This is a genomic window from Moraxella caviae (genome assembly GCF_002014985.1).
Classification (GTDB): domain Bacteria; phylum Pseudomonadota; class Gammaproteobacteria; order Pseudomonadales; family Moraxellaceae; genus Moraxella; species Moraxella caviae.
Window position 1 is genome coordinate 1 of the sequence record NZ_MUXU01000010.1, and the last position, 23,289, is coordinate 23,289.

At 49.3% G+C, this 23,289-nt stretch carries 18 protein-coding genes; 14 read left to right on the forward strand and 4 right to left on the reverse strand.

What is annotated here, in order from left to right; translation table 11 throughout:
• Window positions 1–270: 270 nt before the first annotated feature.
• The 7 genes from acnD (at window position 271) to B0181_RS01205 (ending at window position 8,971) form a co-directional block, all read left to right on the forward strand.
• Complete coding sequence (gene acnD, locus B0181_RS01170; protein WP_078275668.1) at window positions 271–2,883, forward strand: Fe/S-dependent 2-methylisocitrate dehydratase AcnD; 2,613 nt, start codon at window positions 271–273, stop codon at window positions 2,881–2,883.
• A 74-nt stretch (window positions 2,884–2,957) separates the two neighbouring features.
• Complete coding sequence (locus tag B0181_RS01175; RefSeq protein ID WP_078275669.1) at window positions 2,958–3,167, forward strand: hypothetical protein; 210 nt, start codon at window positions 2,958–2,960, stop codon at window positions 3,165–3,167.
• 99 nt (window positions 3,168–3,266) lie between these two features.
• Window positions 3,267–3,626, forward strand: a complete 360-nt coding sequence (locus tag B0181_RS01180) for a hypothetical protein (protein WP_078275670.1) — start codon at window positions 3,267–3,269, stop codon at window positions 3,624–3,626.
• A gap of 26 nt (window positions 3,627–3,652) precedes the next feature.
• Window positions 3,653–4,813, forward strand: a complete 1,161-nt coding sequence (gene prpF / locus B0181_RS01185; protein WP_078275671.1) for a 2-methylaconitate cis-trans isomerase PrpF — start codon at window positions 3,653–3,655, stop codon at window positions 4,811–4,813.
• 224 nt (window positions 4,814–5,037) lie between these two features.
• A complete protein-coding gene (locus tag B0181_RS01190; RefSeq protein ID WP_078275672.1) occupies window positions 5,038–5,679 on the forward strand; it encodes an NAD(P)H-binding protein in 642 nt (213 codons plus the stop codon).
• Window positions 5,680–5,961: 282 nt separating this feature from the next.
• Window positions 5,962–8,382: a penicillin-binding protein 1A gene (locus B0181_RS01200; RefSeq protein ID WP_078275674.1), complete on the forward strand. Its 2,421-nt coding sequence runs from the start codon at window positions 5,962–5,964 to the stop codon at window positions 8,380–8,382.
• 22 nt (window positions 8,383–8,404) lie between these two features.
• Window positions 8,405–8,971 (forward strand): DUF4126 domain-containing protein, encoded by a 567-nt coding sequence (locus tag B0181_RS01205; protein ID WP_078275675.1) that lies wholly within the window; start codon window positions 8,405–8,407, stop codon window positions 8,969–8,971.
• Between the two features lie 208 nt (window positions 8,972–9,179).
• On the opposite strand, the gene B0181_RS01210 is transcribed toward B0181_RS01205, so the two are convergent.
• Complete coding sequence (locus B0181_RS01210) at window positions 9,180–10,169, reverse strand: Rossmann-fold NAD(P)-binding domain-containing protein (RefSeq protein ID WP_078275676.1); 990 nt, start codon at window positions 10,167–10,169, stop codon at window positions 9,180–9,182.
• Between the two features lie 47 nt (window positions 10,170–10,216).
• Window positions 10,217–12,295, reverse strand: a complete 2,079-nt coding sequence (locus B0181_RS01215; RefSeq protein WP_078275677.1) for an Lnb N-terminal periplasmic domain-containing protein — start codon at window positions 12,293–12,295, stop codon at window positions 10,217–10,219.
• 243 nt (window positions 12,296–12,538) lie between these two features.
• Between B0181_RS01215 and ampD the strand changes: the two genes are divergently transcribed.
• From ampD to B0181_RS01245, 6 genes are all read left to right on the forward strand, one after another.
• Window positions 12,539–13,117 carry a 1,6-anhydro-N-acetylmuramyl-L-alanine amidase AmpD gene (gene ampD / locus B0181_RS01220; RefSeq protein ID WP_078275678.1) on the forward strand — a complete coding sequence of 193 codons (579 nt, stop codon included), beginning with the start codon at window positions 12,539–12,541 and terminating at the stop codon, window positions 13,115–13,117.
• Between the two features lie 258 nt (window positions 13,118–13,375).
• On the forward strand, window positions 13,376–14,953 hold the full coding sequence (gene murJ, locus B0181_RS01225; RefSeq protein WP_078275679.1) for a murein biosynthesis integral membrane protein MurJ: 1,578 nt from the start codon (window positions 13,376–13,378) through the stop codon (window positions 14,951–14,953).
• Between the two features lie 185 nt (window positions 14,954–15,138).
• On the forward strand, window positions 15,139–15,657 hold the full coding sequence (locus B0181_RS01230) for a hypothetical protein (RefSeq protein WP_078275680.1): 519 nt from the start codon (window positions 15,139–15,141) through the stop codon (window positions 15,655–15,657).
• A gap of 308 nt (window positions 15,658–15,965) precedes the next feature.
• Window positions 15,966–16,289 carry a ferredoxin FdxA gene (gene fdxA / locus B0181_RS01235; protein WP_078275681.1) on the forward strand — a complete coding sequence of 108 codons (324 nt, stop codon included), beginning with the start codon at window positions 15,966–15,968 and terminating at the stop codon, window positions 16,287–16,289.
• 665 nt (window positions 16,290–16,954) lie between these two features.
• The gene (locus B0181_RS01240) at window positions 16,955–18,292 is read left to right on the forward strand and encodes an MFS transporter (RefSeq protein ID WP_078275682.1); all 1,338 of its coding nucleotides are present in this window, start codon (window positions 16,955–16,957) and stop codon (window positions 18,290–18,292) included.
• 60 nt (window positions 18,293–18,352) lie between these two features.
• Window positions 18,353–19,495 (forward strand): 5-methyltetrahydropteroyltriglutamate--homocysteine S-methyltransferase, encoded by a 1,143-nt coding sequence (locus B0181_RS01245; RefSeq protein WP_078275683.1) that lies wholly within the window; start codon window positions 18,353–18,355, stop codon window positions 19,493–19,495.
• Between the two features lie 219 nt (window positions 19,496–19,714).
• Here the strand turns inward: B0181_RS01245 and orn are convergent, their stop codons facing one another.
• Window positions 19,715–20,308 (reverse strand): oligoribonuclease, encoded by a 594-nt coding sequence (gene orn / locus B0181_RS01250; RefSeq protein ID WP_078275731.1) that lies wholly within the window; start codon window positions 20,306–20,308, stop codon window positions 19,715–19,717.
• Between the two features lie 230 nt (window positions 20,309–20,538).
• The gene (locus B0181_RS01255) at window positions 20,539–22,572 is read right to left on the reverse strand and encodes a M48 family metalloprotease (RefSeq protein ID WP_133141491.1); all 2,034 of its coding nucleotides are present in this window, start codon (window positions 22,570–22,572) and stop codon (window positions 20,539–20,541) included.
• A 109-nt stretch (window positions 22,573–22,681) separates the two neighbouring features.
• Here B0181_RS01255 and B0181_RS01260 point away from each other — a divergent pair, with 109 nt between their 5' ends.
• Window positions 22,682–23,047: a sulfurtransferase TusA family protein gene (locus tag B0181_RS01260; protein WP_078275685.1), complete on the forward strand. Its 366-nt coding sequence runs from the start codon at window positions 22,682–22,684 to the stop codon at window positions 23,045–23,047.
• Window positions 23,048–23,289: the final 242 nt, after the last annotated feature.

Genomic DNA, 23,289 nt, shown 5'->3' on the forward strand with positions numbered 1-23,289 from the left:
CTAATCTAGTACAGCCCCAAGATATTTTGTCCACAAACTACCGCCTTTCATGATAAAAATCAGATCATTAACCTAGATAAGTGCATTAGCATTACTCATCGATATCTGCAGCCCATTGGCAAACCCAAATACATAGAAATTGACATTAAACAATCAACCAATACGCCCAAAAATACCCAACCTCAAGCAAAAGAAATGAATCACACGCAATGAAACATTATCTACATTCACAAACCATTCACAAACCATTCACTTAACAAGGAGTAAGCCATGACACAAGTCAATCGCCAATACCAAAAAACCTTACCAAACAGCAACTTAACCTACTTTGACGCTCGCCAAGCCATCAATGCCATCTCGCCTGACGCTTATGATAAGCTGCCCTACACTTCTCGCATTTTGGCGGAAAATCTCGTCAATCGTGCCGATAACGTGGATTTGCCGACCTTGCAGTCTTGGCTTGCCCAGCTGATTGAAAACAAACAGGAACTGGATTTTCCTTGGTATCCTGCGCGCGTGGTGTGCCATGATATTTTGGGGCAGACCGCTTTGGTGGATTTGGCGGGCTTGCGTGATGCAATTGCCGAAAAAGGCGGCGACCCATCCAAAGTCAATCCTGTGGTGCAAACCCAGCTCATCGTGGACCATTCATTAGCCGTAGAATGTGGCGGCTACGACCCTGATGCCTTTGCTAAAAACCGTGCCATTGAAGACCGTCGTAACGAAGACCGTTTCCACTTTATCAACTGGACAAAAACCGCCTTTGAAAACGTGGATGTGATTGGTGCTGGCAACGGCATCATGCACCAAATTAACCTTGAGAAAATGTCGCCTGTGATTCAAGTTAAAAACGGCGTGGCATTCCCTGATACCTGCGTGGGTACGGACAGCCACACACCGCACACGGACGCTTTGGGCGTGATTTCTGTGGGCGTGGGCGGGCTTGAAGCCGAAACCGTGATGCTTGGGCGTGCGTCCATGATGCGCCTGCCTGACATTGTCGGCGTGGAGCTGACAGGCAAACGCGGTGCAGGCATTACCGCGACCGACATCGTGCTTGCTTTGACCGAATTTTTGCGTAAAGAGCGTGTCGTTGGCGCATTTGTGGAATTTTTTGGCGAAGGCGCAGAAAGCCTGACCATTGGCGATAGAGCCACCATTTCCAACATGACCCCAGAATACGGCGCAACCGCCGCCCTGTTCTATATTGACAAGCAAACCATTGATTATCTGACCTTGACAGGACGCGACCCAGAGCAAGTTGCGCTGGTGGAAGAATACGCCAAAACCGCAGGGCTGTGGGCGGACAGCCTAAAAACCGCACGCTATCCACGCGTTTTAAAATTTGATTTATCCAGCGTAACACGCAACATCGCAGGCCCGTCCAATCCGCACGCACGCGTTGCCACTGCCGATTTGGCCGCCAAAGGCATTGCCAAGCCCTACGAAACCCCAAGCGATGGCAAAATGCCTGACGGTGCGGTCATCATCGCTGCCATCACATCTTGCACCAACACGTCCAACCCACGAAACGTCGTTGCTGCAGGGCTTTTGGCAAGAAACGCCAACCGCTTAGGCCTAACCCGCAAGCCTTGGGTAAAATCATCGTTCGCCCCCGGCTCAAAAGTTGCCGAAATTTACCTAAAAGAAGCAGGATTGCTGCCTGAAATGGAAAAATTGGGCTTTGGTATCGTCGCCTTTGCCTGCACAACGTGTAACGGCATGAGCGGTGCGCTTGACCCTGCCATTCAGCAAGAAATCATTGACCGCGATTTGTACGCCACCGCTGTACTGTCAGGCAACCGCAACTTTGACGGACGCATTCACCCTTATGCCAAGCAGGCGTTTTTGGCAAGCCCGCCATTAGTTGTGGCGTATGCCATCGCAGGCTCTATCCGCTTTGACATTGAAAATGACGTTTTGGGCGTGGTAGACGGCAAAGAAATCCGCCTAAAAGACATTTTCCCAAGCGATGAAGAGATTGACGAGATTGTCGGTAAATTTGTCAAACCTGAGCAATTTCGCCAAGTGTACATTCCGATGTTTGACCTTGACCGCAGTCAAAAAGCCGACAGCCCGCTGTACAACTGGCGTGAAAAATCCACCTACATCCGCCGTCCGCCCTACTGGGAAGGTGCGTTGGCAAAAGAACGCAGCTTAAAAAACTTGCGTCCGCTTGCCATTTTGCCCGACAACATCACCACCGACCACATCTCGCCGTCCAATGCGATTTTGGCAAGTTCAGCAGCTGGTGAGTATTTGGCGAAAATGGGCTTGCCGGAAGAGGACTTTAACTCTTATGCCACCCACCGCGGCGATCATTTGACCGCCCAACGTGCCACTTTTGCCAATCCAAAACTGTTCAACGAAATGGTGAAAAACGAAGACGGTACGGTGCGTCAAGGTTCGCTGGCGCGTGTAGAACCCGATGGGCAAGTGATGAGAATGTGGGAAGCGATTGAAACCTACATGAACCGCAGCCAGCCGTTGATTATCATTGCAGGCGCGGATTACGGGCAAGGCTCAAGCCGAGACTGGGCGGCAAAAGGCGTACGACTTGCTGGCGTAGAAGTGATTGTTGCCGAAGGTTTTGAGCGTATCCACCGCACTAATTTGATTGGCATGGGCGTGCTGCCATTGCAATTTAAAGACGGTACTACTCGCCACACACTTGCCCTTGACGGCACCGAAACTTACGATGTCATCGGCGAGCTTGCGCCACGCTGTGATGTGCAGCTTGTCATCACCCGTAAAAATGGTGAAGTGGTCAAAGTACCCGTAACGTGCCGTTTGGATACCGCCGAAGAAGTGCTGATTTATGAAGCAGGCGGCGTACTGCAACGCTTTGCACAGGATTTTTTACAAGGGGAAATGACAGCGTAAACTTTTAATATTGTGATAAAATCGACAGACAGGCTTGGTTAAGGCTTGTCTGTTGGTTTACACTGGGCGAAATCATGGATTTAAAAAGAGATATTTCCAAGAACGTGCTTGAATTTGCGCAAAAGCGAGACGTCTTGCATCATCGCTATCTGTCTTTTGATTTTTGCTATCATTATTTTTATAACATCAATACTTCAACGCAAGATCGTGAAAAATCTTGTTATGTATTGTGGAGTTATCTGGCAAGCTGGGGAATGCTTCGTGGTTCGAGCTTTTTGTTATAACAAAATCCCACGTATCTCGAAGAGCTTATCGATTATTTTGATACACTGGATAAAAGTTATTGGCAATTAGATGTTGATGATATTGAGTATCAAGAAGTGTTGTTAGAAATCTATCAAAAAAGCAAAGAACACATCATTAAACATAATGAAGCGCATCTTGTTTTAATTACAAAAATTTTGCTTGGCGTTTTTGGTTTTGTGCCTGCTTTTGATAGATATTTTTGCAGCGCTTTTAGAGACATCAGCAAAAATCAAATGGGTTTTAGAGCGGTTAATAAAACCTCACTAAAATTTATACAAGATTTTTACCAAGCAAACCAGCAGGAAATTGACGAATTGCAACAAGGATTGTTTGTAAAAGATTTTAAAGGCAGTCCAACCACCTTAAATTACCCCAAAGCCAAAATTATTGACATGTACGGCTTTCAATATGGCTTAAATATGCCGCATAAACCCTAAAATAAACAACAGCAAAAGGAGTAGCTATGCAAACCCCCATCCCAGCCACCTATATGCGTGGCGGCACATCAAAAGGCGTGTTTTTTAAGTTATCAGATTTGCCTGCCGTATGCCAAGTGGCAGGCACGCCAAGAGATAACTTTTTAATGCGTGTCATTGGCAGCCCTGACCCCTACGGCAAGCAAATTGACGGCCTTGGCAATGGCTCGTCCAGCACCTCAAAAGTAGTGATTTTATCGCCATCCGATAAGCCTAATCACGATGTCAACTACCTGTTTGGGCAAGTCGCCATTGATAAACCGATGATTGACTGGTCTGGCAACTGCGGCAATCTCACCGCTGCGGTCGGTGCGTTCGCCATCGCGCAAGGCTTAGTGGCAAACGTCCCCACAGACGGCATTTGCACCGTGCGCATCTGGCAAGCAAACATTGGCAAAACCATCATCGCTCACGTCCCGATGGCAAATGGTGAAGTGGTAGAAACGGGCGATTTTGAGCTTGATGGCGTAACCTTCCCTGCCGCTGAAGTGGTGATTGAATTTCTTGACCCTGCCGATGGCGAAGGCGCCATGTTCCCCACTGGCAATGTCGTGGATACCTTACAAAGTCCTGATTTTGGTACGCTGTCCGCCACGCTGATTAACGCAGGCATTCCCACCATTTTTGTCAAGGCACAAGATTTGGGATTGACAGGCACAGAACTGCAAGATGACGTGAATAGCGATGGCGAATTATTGGCAAAACTGGAGCGGCTGCGTGCGATTGGCGCGGTAAAAATGGGCTTGATTGATGATGTCAGCGAAGCCGCCACACGCCAGCACACGCCAAAAATCGCTTGGGTTGCCGCCCCTGCTGACTACACCGCATCCAGTGGCAAAACCGTACTGGCAACAGACATTGACGTGCTGGTGCGCGCGATGAGCATGGGCAAGCTGCACCACGCCATGATGGGAACAGCTTCTGTCGCCATCGCCACAGCCGCCGCCGTAGAAGGCACGCTCGTAAACACAGCAGCTGGTGGCAGCAAGCGAGATAAAGTCTGCTTTGGACACCCATCAGGCACGCTCACCGTGGGCGCAACCGCCGAACTAAAAGACGGTAAATGGACAGCCACCAAAGCCGTGATGAGCCGCAGCGCAAGACGCATCATGCAAGGCGTGGTATTTGTGCCAAGTGATTGTTTTTAATTAGGTTTTTGAAAATGGCTTGTCATAAGCTATTTTGATAAACTGATATTTTGACAAGCCTACAAACTGATAAACTGGACGAATTGGCAAGTGATTGGCTTTTCGTCCTTTTGGCGTGGTTAAAATTTTTCACAACACCAAAACCCCACCAACATTCTCGCTTTACAAAACCCACAAATTAGCCGATAATTAACACTCAATCGCAAACCACCAAACCAAAACCCATGCACGCACTCATCATCGGCGCAACAGGCGCAACAGGCTCGCAACTACTCACCAAATTGCTTGCCGACCCTGCTATCAGCCACGTTACCAGCTTTGTGCGCAAAGACGCAGACGCAACGCACCCCAAACTCACCACGCACGTCATCGATTTTAATGATGTGGCAAGCTGGCAAGAAAAAGTCGTTGGCGATGTATTGTTTTGCTGTCTTGGCACGACCAAAAGAGCCGCGGGCAGCCAACAAGCGCAGTGGAAAATTGACCACGATTATCCGCTTGCTTTCGCCAAAGCCGCCAAAAATCACGGCGTGCCCACACTTGCGCTCATCTCATCAGACGGCGCAGACGCTCGCAGTCCGCTGTTTTATTACCGCATGAAAGGCGCACTTGATGATAAAATTTTGGCGCTCGGTTTTAAAAACACGCTGATTTTTCGTCCGCCGCTGCTAAAACGCCCCAATTCTGACCGCTTGGGCGAAAACCTTGCCGAAAAAGCCATCGCATTTGCCAATCGCTTTGGTCTGCTAAAATCCGCCAAACCCATGGCTGTGGCGGACTTGGCGCAGGCGATGCTTTTGGCGGTCAAGCGCCAAGAAAACGGTATTATTGATAAAAACCAAATCCGCAAACTTTTGGCAAATTAGACCGACAAAATTGACAAACTATCCATTTACCAAAAAACCTAACCAGCTTTAAAACAGGCAAACGAAAACAGACAAACGCTCTTTTGTTTGTCTGTTGCGCCAACTTTTATTGTCTTTACGCCTTGCCAATTTTCACGACACCAACAAACCACTTGCCCAATCCAAGCAAACCGCCACGAATTACAAAATTTCACAAAACACGCCCATCAAAATCAGCGAAATACTAGCATTTTTAAGTAAACGTGGTAAAATGATGTGTTACCCTATTTTTACAAAATGCGTATGACCACACAACAATCGTCTCAAAAATCTTTTTCGGCAACGCTCATCGCCATCATTTTACGCTGTATTTTGGCGGTACTTGCTTTGGTGCTGATTTTGGTGCTGGCGTTTCCCATCGGCTTTTATGGCATGGCAATGTACCTTGAGCCGACCTTGCCAGACGTGAAAAACATTGGCGATCACAAGCTAGAAATGCCTTTGCAAATCTACACTGCCGACAACAAACTCATCGGTCAGTACGGCAATCGCTACGCCATTCCAGTAAGCTTTGAAGAAATTCCTAAGCCGCTTATTCATGCGTTTTTGGCGGCAGAAGATGCCAGCTTCTTTGAGCACAGCGGTATCAGTGTCAAGGGCTTGGGGCGTGCCATCACCGAAGTGGTTACTGATGACGACACCCAAACGGGCGGCTCAACCATCACCATGCAGGTGGCGAAAAACTACTTTTTGAGCTCTGAGCGCACCATTGACCGTAAGCTGACTGAGCTTTTTATCGCGCGTAAGATTGAAAACGAGATGACCAAGAACGAGATTATGACGCTGTACGTCAATAAAATCTATCTTGGTGAAGGTGCATACGGCATCGCAGCAGCAGCCAGACGTTATTTTAGTAAGACGCTCGACCATCTAACTTTGGCGGAGATGGCGATGATTGCAGGCTTGCCAAAAGCGCCGTCCGCCTTTAACCCTGTGGTCAATCCAGAACGTGCGCTTGAACGCCGCAACTGGATTATTGGGCGTATGCTGCACGAAGGTTTTATCAGCCAAGCCGAACACGATGAAGCCGTTGCCGCGCCGATTGGGCTAAATTTATATCAAGAAAAACTTGATTTGAATATGCCGTATTTGGCGGAATTGACACGCTCTACCTTGACCGAGCGTTATGGCGAGCAAGTGATGACAAGCGGCTGGCGTGTGCAGCTCACCGTGAACAGCCGTGAGCAAACCATCGCCCAAAATGCCCTACAAGCAGGTCTGCGCAGCTATGACAACCGTCACGGCTGGCGTGGCGTGGAAGCCGAAGAAGGCGATTTAAAAGATTTTAAACGCATTGAAAACACCTACCCTGCCAAAGTTACCAAAGTCAGCGCAAGCAGCTTTCAAGCCGAGCTGCCAGACGGCAAAGCCATCACCGTGTACTGGTCTGGCATGAATTGGGCGCGCAAATATTACAGCGCCAACCGTGTGGGCGGTGGTTTTGGTAATGCGCACCAAATGGTAAAAGTAGGCAACATCGTACGCGTTGCCCCAACCAACCAAGCCATGACCGCTTGGCGTATGATTCAAGTGCCGAAAGTGCAAGGCGCGCTGGTGTCAATCCACCCTGAAGACGGCGCGATTCGTGCGCTGGTGGGCGGTTATAGCTTTGACCAAAGTAAATTTAACCGCGCTACTCAAGGCTACCGCCAGCCGGGCTCTATCATCAAGCCTTTGCTGTACGCTGCCGCCCTAGAAACTGGTAAATTTACGCCAGACACGCCAGTATCTGACGCCGCAATTCGCATTGACGGCTGGCGACCACGCAACGCTGATGGCAGATTCACAGGCTATATGCCAGTGCGCCGTGCGCTGGCTTTGTCAAGAAACACGCCATCAGTGCGCCTGCTTCGTGCCACAGGCTTAGAAGAAGGCCGTAATATGCTGACCATGCTTGGACTAGAAAGAGACCGCTTGCCAAGCAGTTACACGCTGGCGCTGGGTACAGCAGACGCCACGCCACTACAAATGGCGACAGGCTACGCCACCATCGTCAATGGCGGACACCGTGTGCAGCCTTACATCATTGAGCGTATTTACGATTTTAACCAAAAACCCATTTACCAAGCCAATCCTGTGCAGGCGTGCGCCATTTGCTTTAATCAAAATCTTGATAAGCTAAACGCCAATGCCGCCAAAGCCCAAGAAAAGGCAAACGAAGCGGCTGAAAAACAAACCGATGAAACGCTAGTACAAGAAGCGCTTAACGCCACCGCTCAAGCAGATCGCCTACAGGACAACATCGTACCGACGTACAGCCCAGCAACTCAAGCGCCACGCGTGCTAAGTCCTGAGACGGCTTATAATATGTCCATCATGATGCGCGAGGTCATCACCAGCGGTACAGGTCGTAAGGCGCGTGCTGTGGGACGCTCGGACGTGGGCGGTAAGACAGGTACGACCAACCAAGCCAAAGACGCTTGGTTTGCAGGCGTACACCCAACCAGCGCAACGGTTGTTTGGGTTGGCTTTGACCAGCCATCAACGCTGGGTGCCAGAGAATACGGTGGTGTTGCCGCCTTGCCGATTTGGGTGAATTTCACACGCCAGCAGCTTTCACGCACGCCACATCAGTGGGTGAAACCCGGCAACCGCTCACAAACCGAAAAAGAAACGCAATCCATCGTCAATCTGACGGACGATTCACCAACTGCCGCCCGCTAATTAAGACGGTTAAGGGGAAATTATGGAATTATTTCTTAGCATTTGCCTTGGTGTTGGCTTGGCTGCCAGCGCAGGATTTCGTGTGTTCGTGCCGCTGTTCGCCCTATCTTTGGCGGCGCACTTTGGCATCATTCCGCTGGCAGAAGATTGGCAATGGGTGGGCAGTACCTCAGCGCTTGTGATTTTGGGCGTGGCAAGCGTGGTGGAATCTTTGGCATATCTGATTCCATTTGTGGATAATATCCTAGATGCAGCCGCTGTGCCGCTTGCAGGCGTGGCTGGCACGCTGGTGATGGTCAGCACGCTCAGCGATTTTAGCCCTGCGATGACGTGGGCGCTGGCAATCGTAGCTGGCGGCGGTGCGGCTGCCACCATCAAAACCACATCCGCTGCCACACGCGCCGTATCGTCCGCCACCACCGCAGGCATGGCAAATCCTGTGATTGGCGCAGCGGAAACTGGCGCGGCGATTGGACTGTCCGCCCTAACCATCGCCCTGCCTGTGCTTGGCGTGGCGGTGGCAACTGGTCTACTGGTGCTTTTGATTTGGCTTGTCGTCAAAGCCAAAAAACGCGCGAAAACTTGGTAAGATTTGCCAAATTCACCACACAATCCATCTTTGTTTAAAAAACAACCCTTTGATAAATGGTTATCAAAGGGTTTTTGTTTGGTTGGCAAGCTTTATCCGAAACGTTGGGCTGCGCTTTCGCCAACCCAACTTACGGTTTGCATTTAAAGAACGATTTGTAAATTGGGCTGAGCAAAGCAAAAACCTAACATTTAAAATCAAAATCCACTCATTCTCCCGCCTGCGCGCACACCACCCAGTCATAGCCTGTTTGATAATCGATAAAGGTAAGCCATTCTCTTGGTAAATTACTGATGATTTTTTTGCCTGTTTGCACGCCTGCATCGGCGTTTTTGGGTATGGGCGCTGGTAAATTTAGACGCTTGCACAAATGCGCCATCACCTCAAAGCTGCTCGCAGGTGTAAAATCAGTCGCCAAATACAGCGGCTTTGGCGTACGTTCGTGTAAAATCCGCCACAAAACCGCCACCAAATCGGTGTCCATAATACGGTTTGTCCAATGCGCACAGTCCGCACCGTCTGTATGAGCAGTAGTCGCCAAACGCAGCAGCCGAGTGCGCGCCCTACCATAAATGCCGCTGGCACGCACGATGATTGCCCTTTCGCCAAAGGCTTGCACCAGCGCATTTTCAGCCTGCAGCAGCACTTGGGCGGTGGGCGCAGCGTGGACAGGTGGCGTGTTCTCATCGATGATGTCGCCAGCATTTTGCCCGTACACAGACGTGGACGACACAAAAATAATCCGCTGCAGCGCACCAAATTCACTCGCCAAACTCGCTAAATTAGCACACACCGCAAGGTAGCTGTCTTGATACGCTTTTACTCTATCGCTCGTTTTTCGGCTTGGCTCGATAGTTTGGGGATTGGCGGTTTGAGAGCTGGCGTTTGGCAGATTGGCGGTTTGAGAATTGGCGGATTGTGGCGTGATGACAATCACCATGTGCGTTGCCAAATGCAGCCCTGCTTGCACCAGCGCAGCTTTATCCATCGTGGCAGCGTTGATTGACCGATGACAAAGCCTGCCGCCAAGCCTTGCTTGCTGGGCGTACGCTTTGGGCGATGTAGATACGCCGATGATACGGCTGTTTGCAGTTTGCGCTGATAAATCGCCTGTTAAATCGCTCAACAAATCGTCCGCCAGCCGCTCAGTCAATGCCAAGCCAATACCGCCTTGCCCAATGATTACATAATTTGCCATCTTAGCTGTTTTCACCCTTGCTTTTCACTTTTTAATTTTCACACCTATCAAAAATACGTCAGCCACTGCGCCATCAGCTGCTGCTGGGTGTCGCCCTTGCCCCATTCCACATCGCCTGTCATGCGCAGCGCTTGGCGTGCGTTGATGTCAAATTGCGCACCGACAGACAGCTTAGGCTGAACGTACAAATCACGGCTCACGTCCGCTTTGTCGTGATGATACCACACAGGCAAAGACAGCTCGCCCAGCGCACGCCAACGCCCCGCAGGCTGATACACACAGCCCAAATCCAGTCCACCGCCCACACGGTAGCCTTGATTGAGCTTGCCAAGCTGCGCACCATAGCCAATCAGCGCATAGCACAGCGTATCGCCCAGCATTCCTGTGCCTGCTGCGCCTTGCCCCAGCGTCCATGACTTGCCCTTTTCTAGGCGAACGTCCAGCACCAAATGATTATCATTCGCTGCACTTGAAGCGTCCATCACTCGCATTAGACGCAAATGCTGCCCCCATGCACTTGCCGATTTAGGTTTGTCATCGGCTGGCGTTGCAGTTTTGGCGGTATTGGCGGTGTTAATAGTCGCGTTATTTTTGGCGGTGTTGGCAGGATTATAACTGCGCACCGAAAATATCGTCAGCTCATCAAGCGACACATCGCCATCGCTTGCGCTAAGCGTCATGCTCGGCAAGCTTAGCGCATGAAACTGGCGCACGCCTGCAGGACGATCCAGCGCGTCTTGGTATGCCGAGCGCACACTGATGATTGCCTTAGTATTGCTTGGCTGATGGTGCGCCTTATCGGCAAAATCCGTCACGCCAGCGCCCAGCCCCAGCCGATACACAGGCGAGCTTTTGGCGGCGTCATTATTGCTTGGGCGTGCCACGCTCACATCACGAAAATTGGCAAGCGGCTGCGCCAACAGCGGACGGATGTCTTCGCCATTGGTATAAGCCTTATTGATGGCGGCTTGTTTTTTGGTGGTGTCAGACGGCATAAATTCACGGCTTATGATGATGCCTTCTTGATCCATGATGCGTGCGATTTGCGATGGAATGACGATTTTACCCACCTGCTTGCGCAAATTTTCATCAGGGCGCACTAAGTCAATCAAGCGCACAATTTCAGTGGCGCAATTATCATGCGTGAAAAAATACGGCCGCTGCAAACTTTGCACTTCATAAATGTGGCGCAGCACTTGGCGCAGCTCATCATCGTTTAAATTCAGCCGATACACCCACAAATCACGCCCATCGGTGTGCAGATAATCGGACGCTTTTTTAGCAAACGGCATGATTTCCATCACGCCATCATAGCTGCCCAGCATGGATTTAATCGCGCCTTCAGCTTGGCTGTCCCTGCGATTGGGCGCAACGGTATAATTGATTGCCGTGGCGGTATCCGTGCTGCCGTCCTTATCCACACGCATAAAAACGTGCGCAAATGCTGACGCTAGGCTGTTGCCATGCTCTTCAGCAAACACCAAAGACAAGCCATGACCGCCCAGCAAATCCGCCCATGCGTCAAATTCTGCGCACGCCAACTCTGGCGTATTGATGCCCAATTTTTGCAAGTTTTCTTGGATAAAATGCGCGCGTGCAGGCAAGCGGCACAGCACAGCTTCATCTTGATTTTGCACAGCTTTTAGCATGGCGATGAGCTCAGCTGTCGGGTCTTGACTGCCGTTTGGTGCAAGGAAAAATTCTGGGTCGTCTTGCTGGCTGATGCTGCTTATCACCGCCTTGCCTGCTTTATCCTTATCCGCCGTTGGCATGAATAATAATCGCCGCCAAGTGGTGTGCGCCGCCCATGCGTCAATCTGCGCTTGGCTGAGCGAAAATGGCGTGGCGTTTTCCGTATTTGGCATATCATTTGCTGGGTTTGACACATCATTGAAATTTGCCTGACTGATATTCATCTGACTGGCAGCACTCACCGCCTGCGCCAAATCTGCCGACAGCTCGCCTGTGCTAAATGGCGATGGCAAAGCAGCCTGTGCCGACATCAGCGCACAACTTGACCACACTGCCACACCAACCCACGGCAAAAATGGCGTGCGTGCGCTGATGGGCTTGGCGTGCGCTTTTGTGGTGGCGGTTTTGGGCGATTTTTTGGTAAAATAACACATGGCGTTCTCATTAAGACGGTTTTAATTGACGATTTTACAAATTGGCACGCACCGCTGGCAAGCCGCAATTTTTCAAAATCGCTTTAAATTCTTACAATATTTTTTAAACGTGTTTTAGGCAGGATAATCATCACTATCCCAACAAAGCCGTTTTTAAAATAACTGATTTAAATCAATAAGTTTAAACCCTATTTAAAAACAGCAACTCAAAACAACACATTTAAAATAACACAAGTATAACCCATCATGACACATTTCACCATCAATAAAGGCGTACTAAGTGGCGCAGAATTCATCGCATCGCCCAATTTTAACGCACGCCCAAAGGACTGCACCGTAAGCGGTGTCGTCATTCATAACATCAGCCTACCACCTGAGCAATTTGGGCAAACCAACGCAGCAGGCGTACATCACGTCAAGGCGTTTTTTCAAAATGCGCTCAATCCTGATGATGACCCGTACTTTACCACCATTCACCAAATGCAGGTGTCAGCGCATTTACTCATTGAGCGTGATGGCACGGTAACGCAGTTTGTCAATTTTAACGACCGCGCGTGGCACGCTGGGCAGTCGTGCTATCTTGGGCGCGCTAATTGCAATGATTTTACCATTGGCATTGAGCTAGAAGGCAGCGACACCACTGCCTTTACCGCCGCACAATATGACGTACTTGCCGCCATCATCAAGGCGATTTATGCCGCCTATCCTGACACACGCAGGCATTTGATGGGACACAGCGACATCGCCCCAAATCGCAAAACCGACCCCGGCGTGCATTTTGATTGGATAAAATTGCGTGAAATGCTTGGCAAAAGCGAGTAAAATAGTCAGCTTGGCAAGTAGATTTAATCAAGCAGGTTCAATAAAGGCAAACAGCGCACTTTTTAAACACGCTTTTTTAAGTATACTTTTTTAAACAGTCGCTGGTAAATTTGGCGAGTAGTGATTTTATAGCAAGTAATGATTTTATTTTAAATTAAAATCAACAACCAAAATTAGCAGCCAAAACCAACAACCAAGCTCAAATCACCAAACCAACCCAAACCAACCGCATTTTTATCACAACACAAGGCATTTTTCATGGCTAAATCCAGACTTTTTCGCTCAACTCTCATTGTCAGTGCCATGACCATGCTCTCACGCGTGCTGGGTCTTGTGCGTGATGTGGTGCTGATGGGCGTATTTGGCGCAGGCGGCTTGATGGACGCATTTTTGGTGGCGTTCAAAATCCCCAATTTCTTACGCCGCTTATTTGCCGAAGGGGCGTTTAGCCAAGCCTTCGTGCCTGTGTTATCCGAATACAAAGAAAAACGCACCCTAGACGCTGTGCAGGTGCTGATTAGCCGTGTGTGCGGCGTGCTAAGTTTGGTGCTTTTGGTGCTGACGGTGGCGGTGATTGCGCTTGCGCCTTTTGTGGTGTCGGTTTTCGCCCCCGGATTTAATGATGATGCCGCCAAATTTAGCGCCGCAACCGAACTTTTGCGCCTGACCTTTCCTTATTTATTTTTCATCTCATTGACGGCATTTTTAGGCAGTATTTTACAAAGCTATGGACGCTTTGCCGCACCTGCTTTTGCGCCTGTACTGCTTAATGTGTGCATGATTGGCGGTGCGCTGTTTGCCATGCCGCTGTTTGAAGCTGGTGTGATTGGCGCACCGATTATGGCGCTTGGCTGGGCGGTGGCAATCAGTGGCGTATTACAGCTTGCCATTCAGCTGCCAGAATTGTACCGCCAAAAGCTGCTCATCGCCCCAAAAGTGGATTTTCGCCACGAAGGCGTGCAGCGCATTTTAAAACTGATGATGCCTGCGATTTTTGGGGTGTCGGTTACGCAAATCAACCTTTTGCTAAACACCGTTTTTGCATCTTTGATGATTGGCGGTTCGGTGTCTTGGCTGTACGCTGCCGAGCGTCTGAGCGAGTTGCCGCTTGGGCTGATTGGCGTGGCGATTGGTACGGTGATTTTACCAAGTCTGTCTGCCAGCCGTGCCAATGCGCGTGATGATGAGTTTCGTCTGACGCTGGATTGGGCGGCGCGCCTAATTGTGCTGGTGGGTCTGCCAGCAAGTCTTGCGATGTTTGCGCTGTCTGATGTGCTGATGAATGCGCTGTTTGTGCGTGGCGAATTTAGCACGCATGACGCTGCCATGAGCGGACTTGCCCTAAAAAGCATGGCGGGCGGTATTTTGGGCTTTATGCTGATTAAGATTTTCGCACCTGCGTTTTTTGCGGGGCAAGACACCAAAACGCCAGTCAAAATCGGCATCGTGTCGGTATTTGCCAACATGATTTTTAGCGTGATTTTTATTGGTCTGTTTTATTTGGCGAACTTGCCTTTGCATGGCGGCTTAGCATTGGCGGCAACGGGTGCAAGTTTTGTCAATGCTGGCTTGCTGTATTATTTCTTGCACACGCGCGGGATTTTTCGCTTTGGTGCGCACTGGCGACGTATGGGTGCGCAATTTGCCATTGCCGCTGCCGCCATGATGGCAAGCCTGTACATTGCCCTGCCGTATTATCCTGCCGAAGGCGAAATGTGGCACAAAATCAGCATTTTGCTGGGACTGTGCATGCTGGGTGCGGCGGTGTATGCGGTGGTATTATTAGCAACAGGCTTTCGTCCACGCCAGCTTAAGCCAAGCTGGAGCGGTCAATAGTGCCAAACTTTTTGCCAAGCCGCCTACGAAACGTTACACAGCACCAACACACGCTTACACTTAAGCCCTTGTAACTTTGCGCCTTGCCCTAACATAATAAGTTAAGTGTTGTTCGTTTGCTGTTCATTAGCGAACTTGGCGAACGAACAAACGCAACCAATTCACAACCAACAAAAGGACACACCATGCAACCAATCAGCCAACCGCACGCCAGCCACATTGACCCAAGCCTAAACCTTGAGCAAGTGCGTGCCGAATGCCAAGCGCTCGCCAAATCTCGCGCCAAATTCTCAGCAGGCGCCGCCATCATTCCTGTGCCGTTTTTGGACGTGGCGATTGACGTGGGTATGCTTTCTAAATTATTGCCAGAAATCACCGAAAAATTTGGGCTGATTGACCCAACCGACCCAAACAACCCAACGGACGAAAAACTGCGCCAAGAAACCATTCGTGAGCGCATTTTGGCAATCGGTGGCTTGGTGGCAACACGCGGTCTGGTGAATAAAACTCTGCAAGGCTTTGGCACGCGCATCATTGGCAAGCAAGTCGCCAAATATGTGCCGTTTGGCGGACAAATGGTGGCGGCGACATTGGGCTACATGATTTTTAAGAAAATCGCCTTTGACCACATTGACACTTGCTACAAAACCGCCAAAGAAATTCAACGCAACAGCGTTCGTGCTGGCGCACAAAGCCAAATCTGAGCGGTTTGAATGTAAACGGCCAAATCCAAACGATGATTTAAGTGATAATTTAAGCAATGAATTTTGCCAAATCACCTAAAATCTGACCATTTAACAAAATACCAGCCGTCAAATCATCATCAAAACCATGGTGCAAGCCTTGAAAATTGGGGCTTGTGCCATTTTTTTGCAAAATTTTTCTTTTTTGGCATAATAAAACTGCGTGTTTTATTTGAGAAAATCGCCCAAACACGCTACAATATACGCCACACTTTATTTCTTGAGTTTAGCCCTAATTTTTAGCCCTAGCCATTTGCCAAGGTAATCTTATGACTTTTGTTGTAACCGATAACTGCATTCGCTGCAAATACACTGACTGCGTGGAAGTCTGCCCTGTGGACTGCTTCTACGAAGGCCCAAACTTCCTTGTCATCAATCCAGATGAGTGCATTGACTGCGCCCTGTGCGAGCCAGAATGCCCTGCCAACGCCATTTTCTCTGAAGATGAAGTGCCAGCAGGTCAAGAAGAATTTTTGGCAATCAACGAAGAACTCTCGCAAGTTTGGCCAAACATCACCGAGAAAAAAGACGCATTGCCAGAGCATGAAAAATGGGACGGCGTTTCAGGTAAATTGCAATACCTAGAGCGCTAATCGCTGCGTTTTTTCAATTCTCAAACTCGCCTACGGGCGGGTTTTTTGTTTGGATTTTACTTTGTGGAGTGTTGGATTTGATGGGGTTTTTTGTTCGTCTTGGGCTTGTGCGCCCTGCCGTTCGCCCTGAGTCTGTCAAAGGGTAAACGTAGAAAGGTTTTTGGCAAAGGATTGAACCCAAAAAAACCGCCCATGGTTTTATTTTCCGTTCGCCCTGAGCTTGTCGAAGGGTGGACGTGGCGGAATTTTAGCCTAAAAAACCGTCCATGGTTCGACAAGCTCACCACGAACGGTTTTTTAAATTACAAACGGTTTTTTTTGAACGGTTTGTAGGCTGGGTTGAGCTTGCGAAAACCCAACAAATTTAAGAAGTTGTCTTAAAAAACGTTGGGTTACGCTTCACTAACTCAACCTGCAATCTATGGTTTAGATTAAGTTAGCTTAAATAAAGCAAAAACCCAACCTTTCGAACTTGCCTTTCACATAAATTACAACAAACCACCCCATTACAAACCCATCACCAACTTTAAAAACCCCAAACCCCACAATGTTGAAAATTTCTCAACTAATCTTGAGAAATGTGAAATTGCCCAATCTTATATTCCTTGTTATAGTATGCGCTTTTCTTGGCAAGATTGCCGCATTCATCTGACATAATCCAAACCATGACCAATACTCAAACCAACACACCGCACCAACAAACGCTCAGCCTAGCCATCAGCCACACGCCCATGCACGCCTATCAATGGCTCGTGGTGGTGCTGGCTGTGGTGCTAAATATGCTTGATGGCTTTGATGTGCTGGCGATTGCCTTTACCGCCAAAAGCATTCAAAGCGAACTTGGGCTAAGCGGCGCGCAAATTGGCACGCTGATGAGCGCAGGCTTTATCGGCATGGCGATTGGCTCTGTGGGACTTGCACCTTTGGCGGATAAATTTGGTCGCCGTCCGCTGCTGATGCTTGCCACACTGCTGTCGGCGGTGGGCATGCTGGGGACGTATTTTGCCGCAAGTTTTGAAGCGATTGGCTTTTGGCGTGTGGTAACAGGGCTTGGCGTGGGCGGCATTTTGCCTTGCACAAACGTCATCGTCAGCGAATACGCCAACCAAAAATGGCGCGGATTGGCAATCGCCATCTATGCGTGCGGCTTTGGCGTGGGCGCAACCTTAGGCGGTGTGTCGGCTGTCATGCTCCAAGACGAATTTGGCTTTCGTTCGGTGTTTTTGACTGGCGCAGTTTTGACAGCGCTTGCACTCGTTGCCTTGGCGGCATGGCTGCCTGAATCGGTGGCGTTTTTAGAACAAAAACAGCCTGCCAACGCCCTTGCTAGACTGACGCAAATCGCCCAAAAAATCGGCAAAACAGGCGATTGGCAATTACCCACCGCCAAACAAACCGTCAAAAAAGCGCCCATCGCCCAGCTGTTCGCCCCTGCGCAAATTCGCACCACGCTTTTGATTTGGCTGGCGTTCATTGCCGTGATGTCGTCATTTTATTTCATCAGCTCGTGGACGCCTGCGCTGCTTGAGACTTCTGGACTTGCCAAAGAGCGCAGTCAGACACTCGGCATGGCGATTTCGCTGGGCGGTACGGTGGGTTCGCTGATTTTTGGCGTGCTGGTGAGCCACTTTAGTGCCAAATCGGTGCTGATGGCGTTCGTTGCACTGTCATCTTTGGCGATTATCGGCTTTGTGGCAAGTCCCACGCTTGCCATCGCCCTTGTCATGGCGGTGCTGGTCGGCAGTCTGGTGAACGGCTGCATCACCGGACTTTATACCATCAATCCCACGCTGTATCGCACCGAATTTCGCAGCACAGGCGTCGGCACAGCGATTGGCGTGGGGCGTATCAGCTCGATTATCAGCCCGATTTTGGCAGGTCAGCTGCTGGATTTAGGCTTTGGTAAGGACGATTTATACCTTGGGGCAAGTGGTTTTATTTTGCTTGCACTTATCGCTTTGTACTTTTTGCGCACGCCAAACGCACAAAAAACGCACGCCTAATCTTAACACCCAACTTATTTTTAGCTTTTCAACTTTTCAACCCAATCAAAGGAAACACTCATGTCAAAACTTTTCCTAAACGCCACCACCAGAAACATCGCGCCTTATCGTAATGACGTGGTCGGCTCATTTTTGCGCACCGAAGCCTTAAAAACCGCCAAAACCAAGCTAAACGCAGGCGAAATCAGCCAAGCCGATTATGACATCGTGCTAAAAGATGAAATCACAAAACTTGTAGCACTACAAAAACAAAACGGACTGCACGCCGTCAGCGATGGCGAATTTAGCCGTGTGTGGTGGCACTTGGACTTTTTGGCGGAATTGGACGGCATGCAGTGGGTGGAGACGGAAAATTTCTCCGTGCAATTTAAAGACGCCAAGCCGAAAAGCTACAGCGTAAAAATCGTGAATAAGATTGATTTTTCGGACGCACACCCTTTTGTCAAGGCGTACAAATTACTCAAAGAAGCCGCTGGCGACACACCGACCAAATTCACCATTCCATCGCCTTCTATGCTGCATTTGGTGGCGTGCGTGCGTGATGTCAATTATCAGCCGCTGCCGATTTACCAAGACGAAAATGCGCTGTATGACGACATTGCGAACGCTTATATCAAAGCCATGCATACGTTTTATGACTTAGGGTTGCGTAATTTACAACTGGACGACACCAGCTGGGGGCAATTTTGTGCAGTGGATAAGCGTGCAGAATTTGCCGCGCGTGGTTTTGATTTTGATAAATTGGCACAAGATTACGTCAATATGCTCAACCGCATCGTAGACGCCAAGCCAGCCGATATGCAAATCACCATGCACATTTGCCGTGGTAATTTTCGCTCAACGTGGTTTTCAGAAGGCAGCTATGCGCCCGTTGCCGAAGTGCTGTTTGGACAGTGCCGAGTGGACGGATTTTTCCTAGAATACGACAGCGATCGTGCGGGCGATTTTACGCCGCTTAAGCACATCAAAGACCAGCAAGTCGTACTGGGCTTAATCACGTCTAAAACTGGTGATTTGGAAAATAAAGACGACATCATCGCACGCATTAAAGAAGCTGCGCAATATGTGGAGATTAACCAGCTGTGCCTGTCGCCACAGTGCGGCTTTGCGTCCACCGAAGAAGGCAATATTTTGACCGAAGAAGCGCAGTGGGCAAAAGTACGCTTGGTAAAAGAAATCGCCGAAGAAGTTTGGGGCGATTAAACCGATTGGTGAATTGGTGTAATTGACAGCGGCTTGTTGTAGACAGGCTGCTGTTTTTTAGAGCTATAGATGAGATTAAACAAAAACCTGACATCCAAAATGAGATTTGTATTTAGAAATGGTGTTTTTTATAATACCGGGTTGCATTTCTCCACCTTTCCAAAACAAAAAACACCCTGCAATCAGGGCGTTTTTCTCTTTTCGCTCAATTCAAAACCATCAATCCAAAAGCTTAAAAAAATGCTCGCGGTAATGGCGCAGCTCACGGATAGAATCACGGATGTCGTCCAATGCCAAATGCGCGCCGCCCTTTTGGTAGCCAGATGCCACATCAGGTCGCCAGCGGTAGCACAACTCTTTAATGCTTGACACGTCTAGATTGCGATAATGGAAAAATTTTTCAAGTTTTGGCATTTGTCTTGCCAAAAAACGGCGGTCTTGGCAAATAGAATTGCCGCACATCGGCGACACGCCAGCATCGCACCATTTCGCCAAAAATGTCAGCGTCTGTGCTTCGGCATCGGCAAGTGTTATCGTGCTGCGGCGCACACGGTCAATCAGCCCAGATTGCCCATGCTGATTTTTATTCCAATCGTCCATGCCGTTTAGCACCACGTCAGGCACTTTAATCGCAAGCACCGGCCCTTCGGCAAGGATATTGAGCTGATCGTCCGTAACAATGGTGGCAATCTCAATGATTTCATCGGCTTGCGTGTCAAGCCCTGTCATCTCAAGGTCAATCCAAATCAGGGCTTTTTTGGTGGATTTTTTACTGCTGGGCTTAGGATTTTGGATTTTGATTTTGTCCGTCATGATGATTTCTTGCTTAAGTTTATCGTTTGCTGTGCTTTGAGTGGCTTTTGGCAAGTGCTGATTTACCATCGCACGTTTAGCTCGCCATTGTACCACAATTTTCACATCATGAATTATCTAAAAGCACAAAACCACCAAACAAAAAACAACTTGCCAAAAACCATGTATTGAAAAAACCATTTGTCAAAACAACTCACCAAAAGACAGCTTATAAAAACCGCTCGCCACACTCATGGCTTAAAATCTCTGGCGCTTACGATTGCCGCCTTATCATTATCCAGCATGGTAAGCAGCATAGTGGCGTTATCGGTGCGTGCGTGCATGGCGGCTTGGGCGTTGGCTTGCAGCGCGCCTTCATATTGCCCACGCCACAAAAGCAGCTGACTGCGCGCTCTGAGTGCATGAATGGTGGCGATGGTTTGGGCGTGCGTGTTTTGGGCATGGTTGGCTTGCAAAGTATAAGCCTTTTGGGATAAATCCCACGCCAGCACATCATGACTGCCATCAAACGTCAAAGGCGACAGCAAATTTAACGCCTTGGCAAAATCACCTGCGTTGATGGCGTGCTGCGCCAAATACAGGCGCAAATCTCGCCTTTCAGGATAAATGGCTTGGCAAGGCGCAAGTACGTCCACCGCCTGCTGATAGTCCTGCTTGGCTGCCGCCAAATGCGCAGCCGTAATGCACGCCAGCACATCATCGCTGTCAAATTGCCCTGCCTGATAGACGCTTTGGGCTTCTTGATGGCGCTGATTATCCGCCAAATACATCGCCAACGCCAGCTGCGCACCCTTGCTGTGCTTAGCATTGACACGCAGTTCGGTTTCGTTTGCCTGCTTGCTAAGATAATTTAACCGCCAATACAAAGCGTCAAACGCCTGCGCCTGCGCTTGTTTTTGGGTCATGGTGGGCGCGGTGAAATTCGCCGCACGCTGTGTGGATTCAGACAGACGCTCCGTGGTGAACGGGTGTGAGCGCATAAAACTTGGCGCAAAAGCATTGGCGGTACGATTTAGCGACACTTGCCGCTGCAGCTGCTGAAAAAATCTTGGCATGGCTTTGGCATCAAACCCCGCCTGCGCCAAAATCTGCTGCCCCACTCGGTCGGCTTCTCGCTCATGCTCACGGCTGTGCGCCGCCATCGATTCTGCGCCCATTGTCTGCGCACCAATCATCATCGCCGCTGCCGCATCACCGCTCGCTGCTGACGCTGCAATCGCTGCCAGCAATCCACCAAGTCCAATCGCCAAAAATTTCTTGCGATTATCTAAATTATGCTCATAGTGCCGCTGCGATAAATGCGCAATCTCATGCGCCATCACGCTTGCCACTTCATCAAGCGCATCCGCTGACAGTATCGTGCCTGCATTCATGCCAATCAGCCCGCCCGGCACGGCAAAGGCGTTGATGTTGCTGTCGTTAATCAGCACCACCGACAGCAGCGACTGCCCACGCACCAGCGCATTCATCTGCGCACCCATTTGCACGAGCTGCTGCACCGCCCAAGGATCATCAATGAGCGGCAAAGACGCATTGATTTGGCGCAACGACCACGCTGCGATTTCTTTATTGCGTCTTTGTTCTTGAAAATTTGCGCCTGCGCTAAGATTTGGTGTGGTAAAATTAACCGCTGACGGATTTGCAGCTGACACGCCCAGATTTGCCGAATTTTGTAAATTCTGCGCATGAGCATTCGCGCTAAAACGCACGCTGGGCAAAGAAAATCCACCATCAAGCCGAGCAGCATCGCCAAAGTTGCCGTAATTTTGCGCTTGGCTGGAATTTAAGTTAAGACTTTGATTATTCAAAGAGTTTTTAGCAAAATCACGCACAGTGCTTGATGATTTTGCTGGATTTTGCGCCATCATTGCCGTGCTGATGGGCGCATCGTTTGGCGAATTGTTTGGCGCATCGTTTAGCAAATTACCTGATGGCAAATTTAGCGCATTGCTTGCCTGTGGTTCATTCAAGCCAACGTTTGCACTGGCTGCATTTACCAAAACCCCGACCGACAAGCCCACACCGACCGCACGTTTTATTATGGCAGGCAGTCGCTTCGGTGCGGTAAATTGGCTTGGTAAAAACGGATTTTGCGCTGGATTTGGTTGTGCGATTTGGGTCATCATCAGCACATTAGGGCGTGTTTTTCTTGTCATCAAATTAAAATAAAAAGCCGTCAATGCACTGACTATACCACACACCGCCACGATTTTCAGCCATCTTTGGTTGCGCAAATCCTGCTTTTTGTAGGAATTTTTTGGCAAATCTTACGCACACCAAATCCCACAACACTCCGCAAAACCTTATAAAACAAGCCTTGTAAAGCAACGCACCGCCCCCATATTTAAACTTTCTTAAATTTAAAAAATCGCCATGCCACAAATTCACTTTACCGAAAATTTACAAAACAGTCTGACCGAGCCGCAGCGCAGCGTCATTACAGACAGCCTAAATGCACAGCTCACAAAAGACGGCACGCTGCCAAACGACACGCTGACTTTGGGTGCGTTTTTTGACGCTCAAGGTTTGCCTTGCCCCATGCCGCTACTTAAAGCCAAAGTCGCCCTGCGCACCTTGACGGCACAAGAAAGCCTGTACCTTTTGGCAAGCGATGGCAATTCACAGACCGACATCGCCGCTTTTTGCCAAAAAAATGCGCTCGCCATGCGCACATGGACGACCACGCACGCACAAACAAGCGCAACAATCTTTCACTTTATCATTACCAAAAATGTGTAAAAAGTCTGGCGTTATTCATCATTAAGCCGTACAATAGAAGCTCACCAACTTTGACATTTTAAACATTTTGACAGCGATGATTTGCACTGATGGCTTGGTGGGCTTGCTTGATATAAAAACAAAGCGTGGCGGAAATTGACAAATGCTGGCGAGTGTTTTTTAAAACGGAAATTTGTGCCAAAACCTAAACACAAATTTCGCCCAAGTTCATCACACAGTAAAACCTTAAGCACAAATCCAAT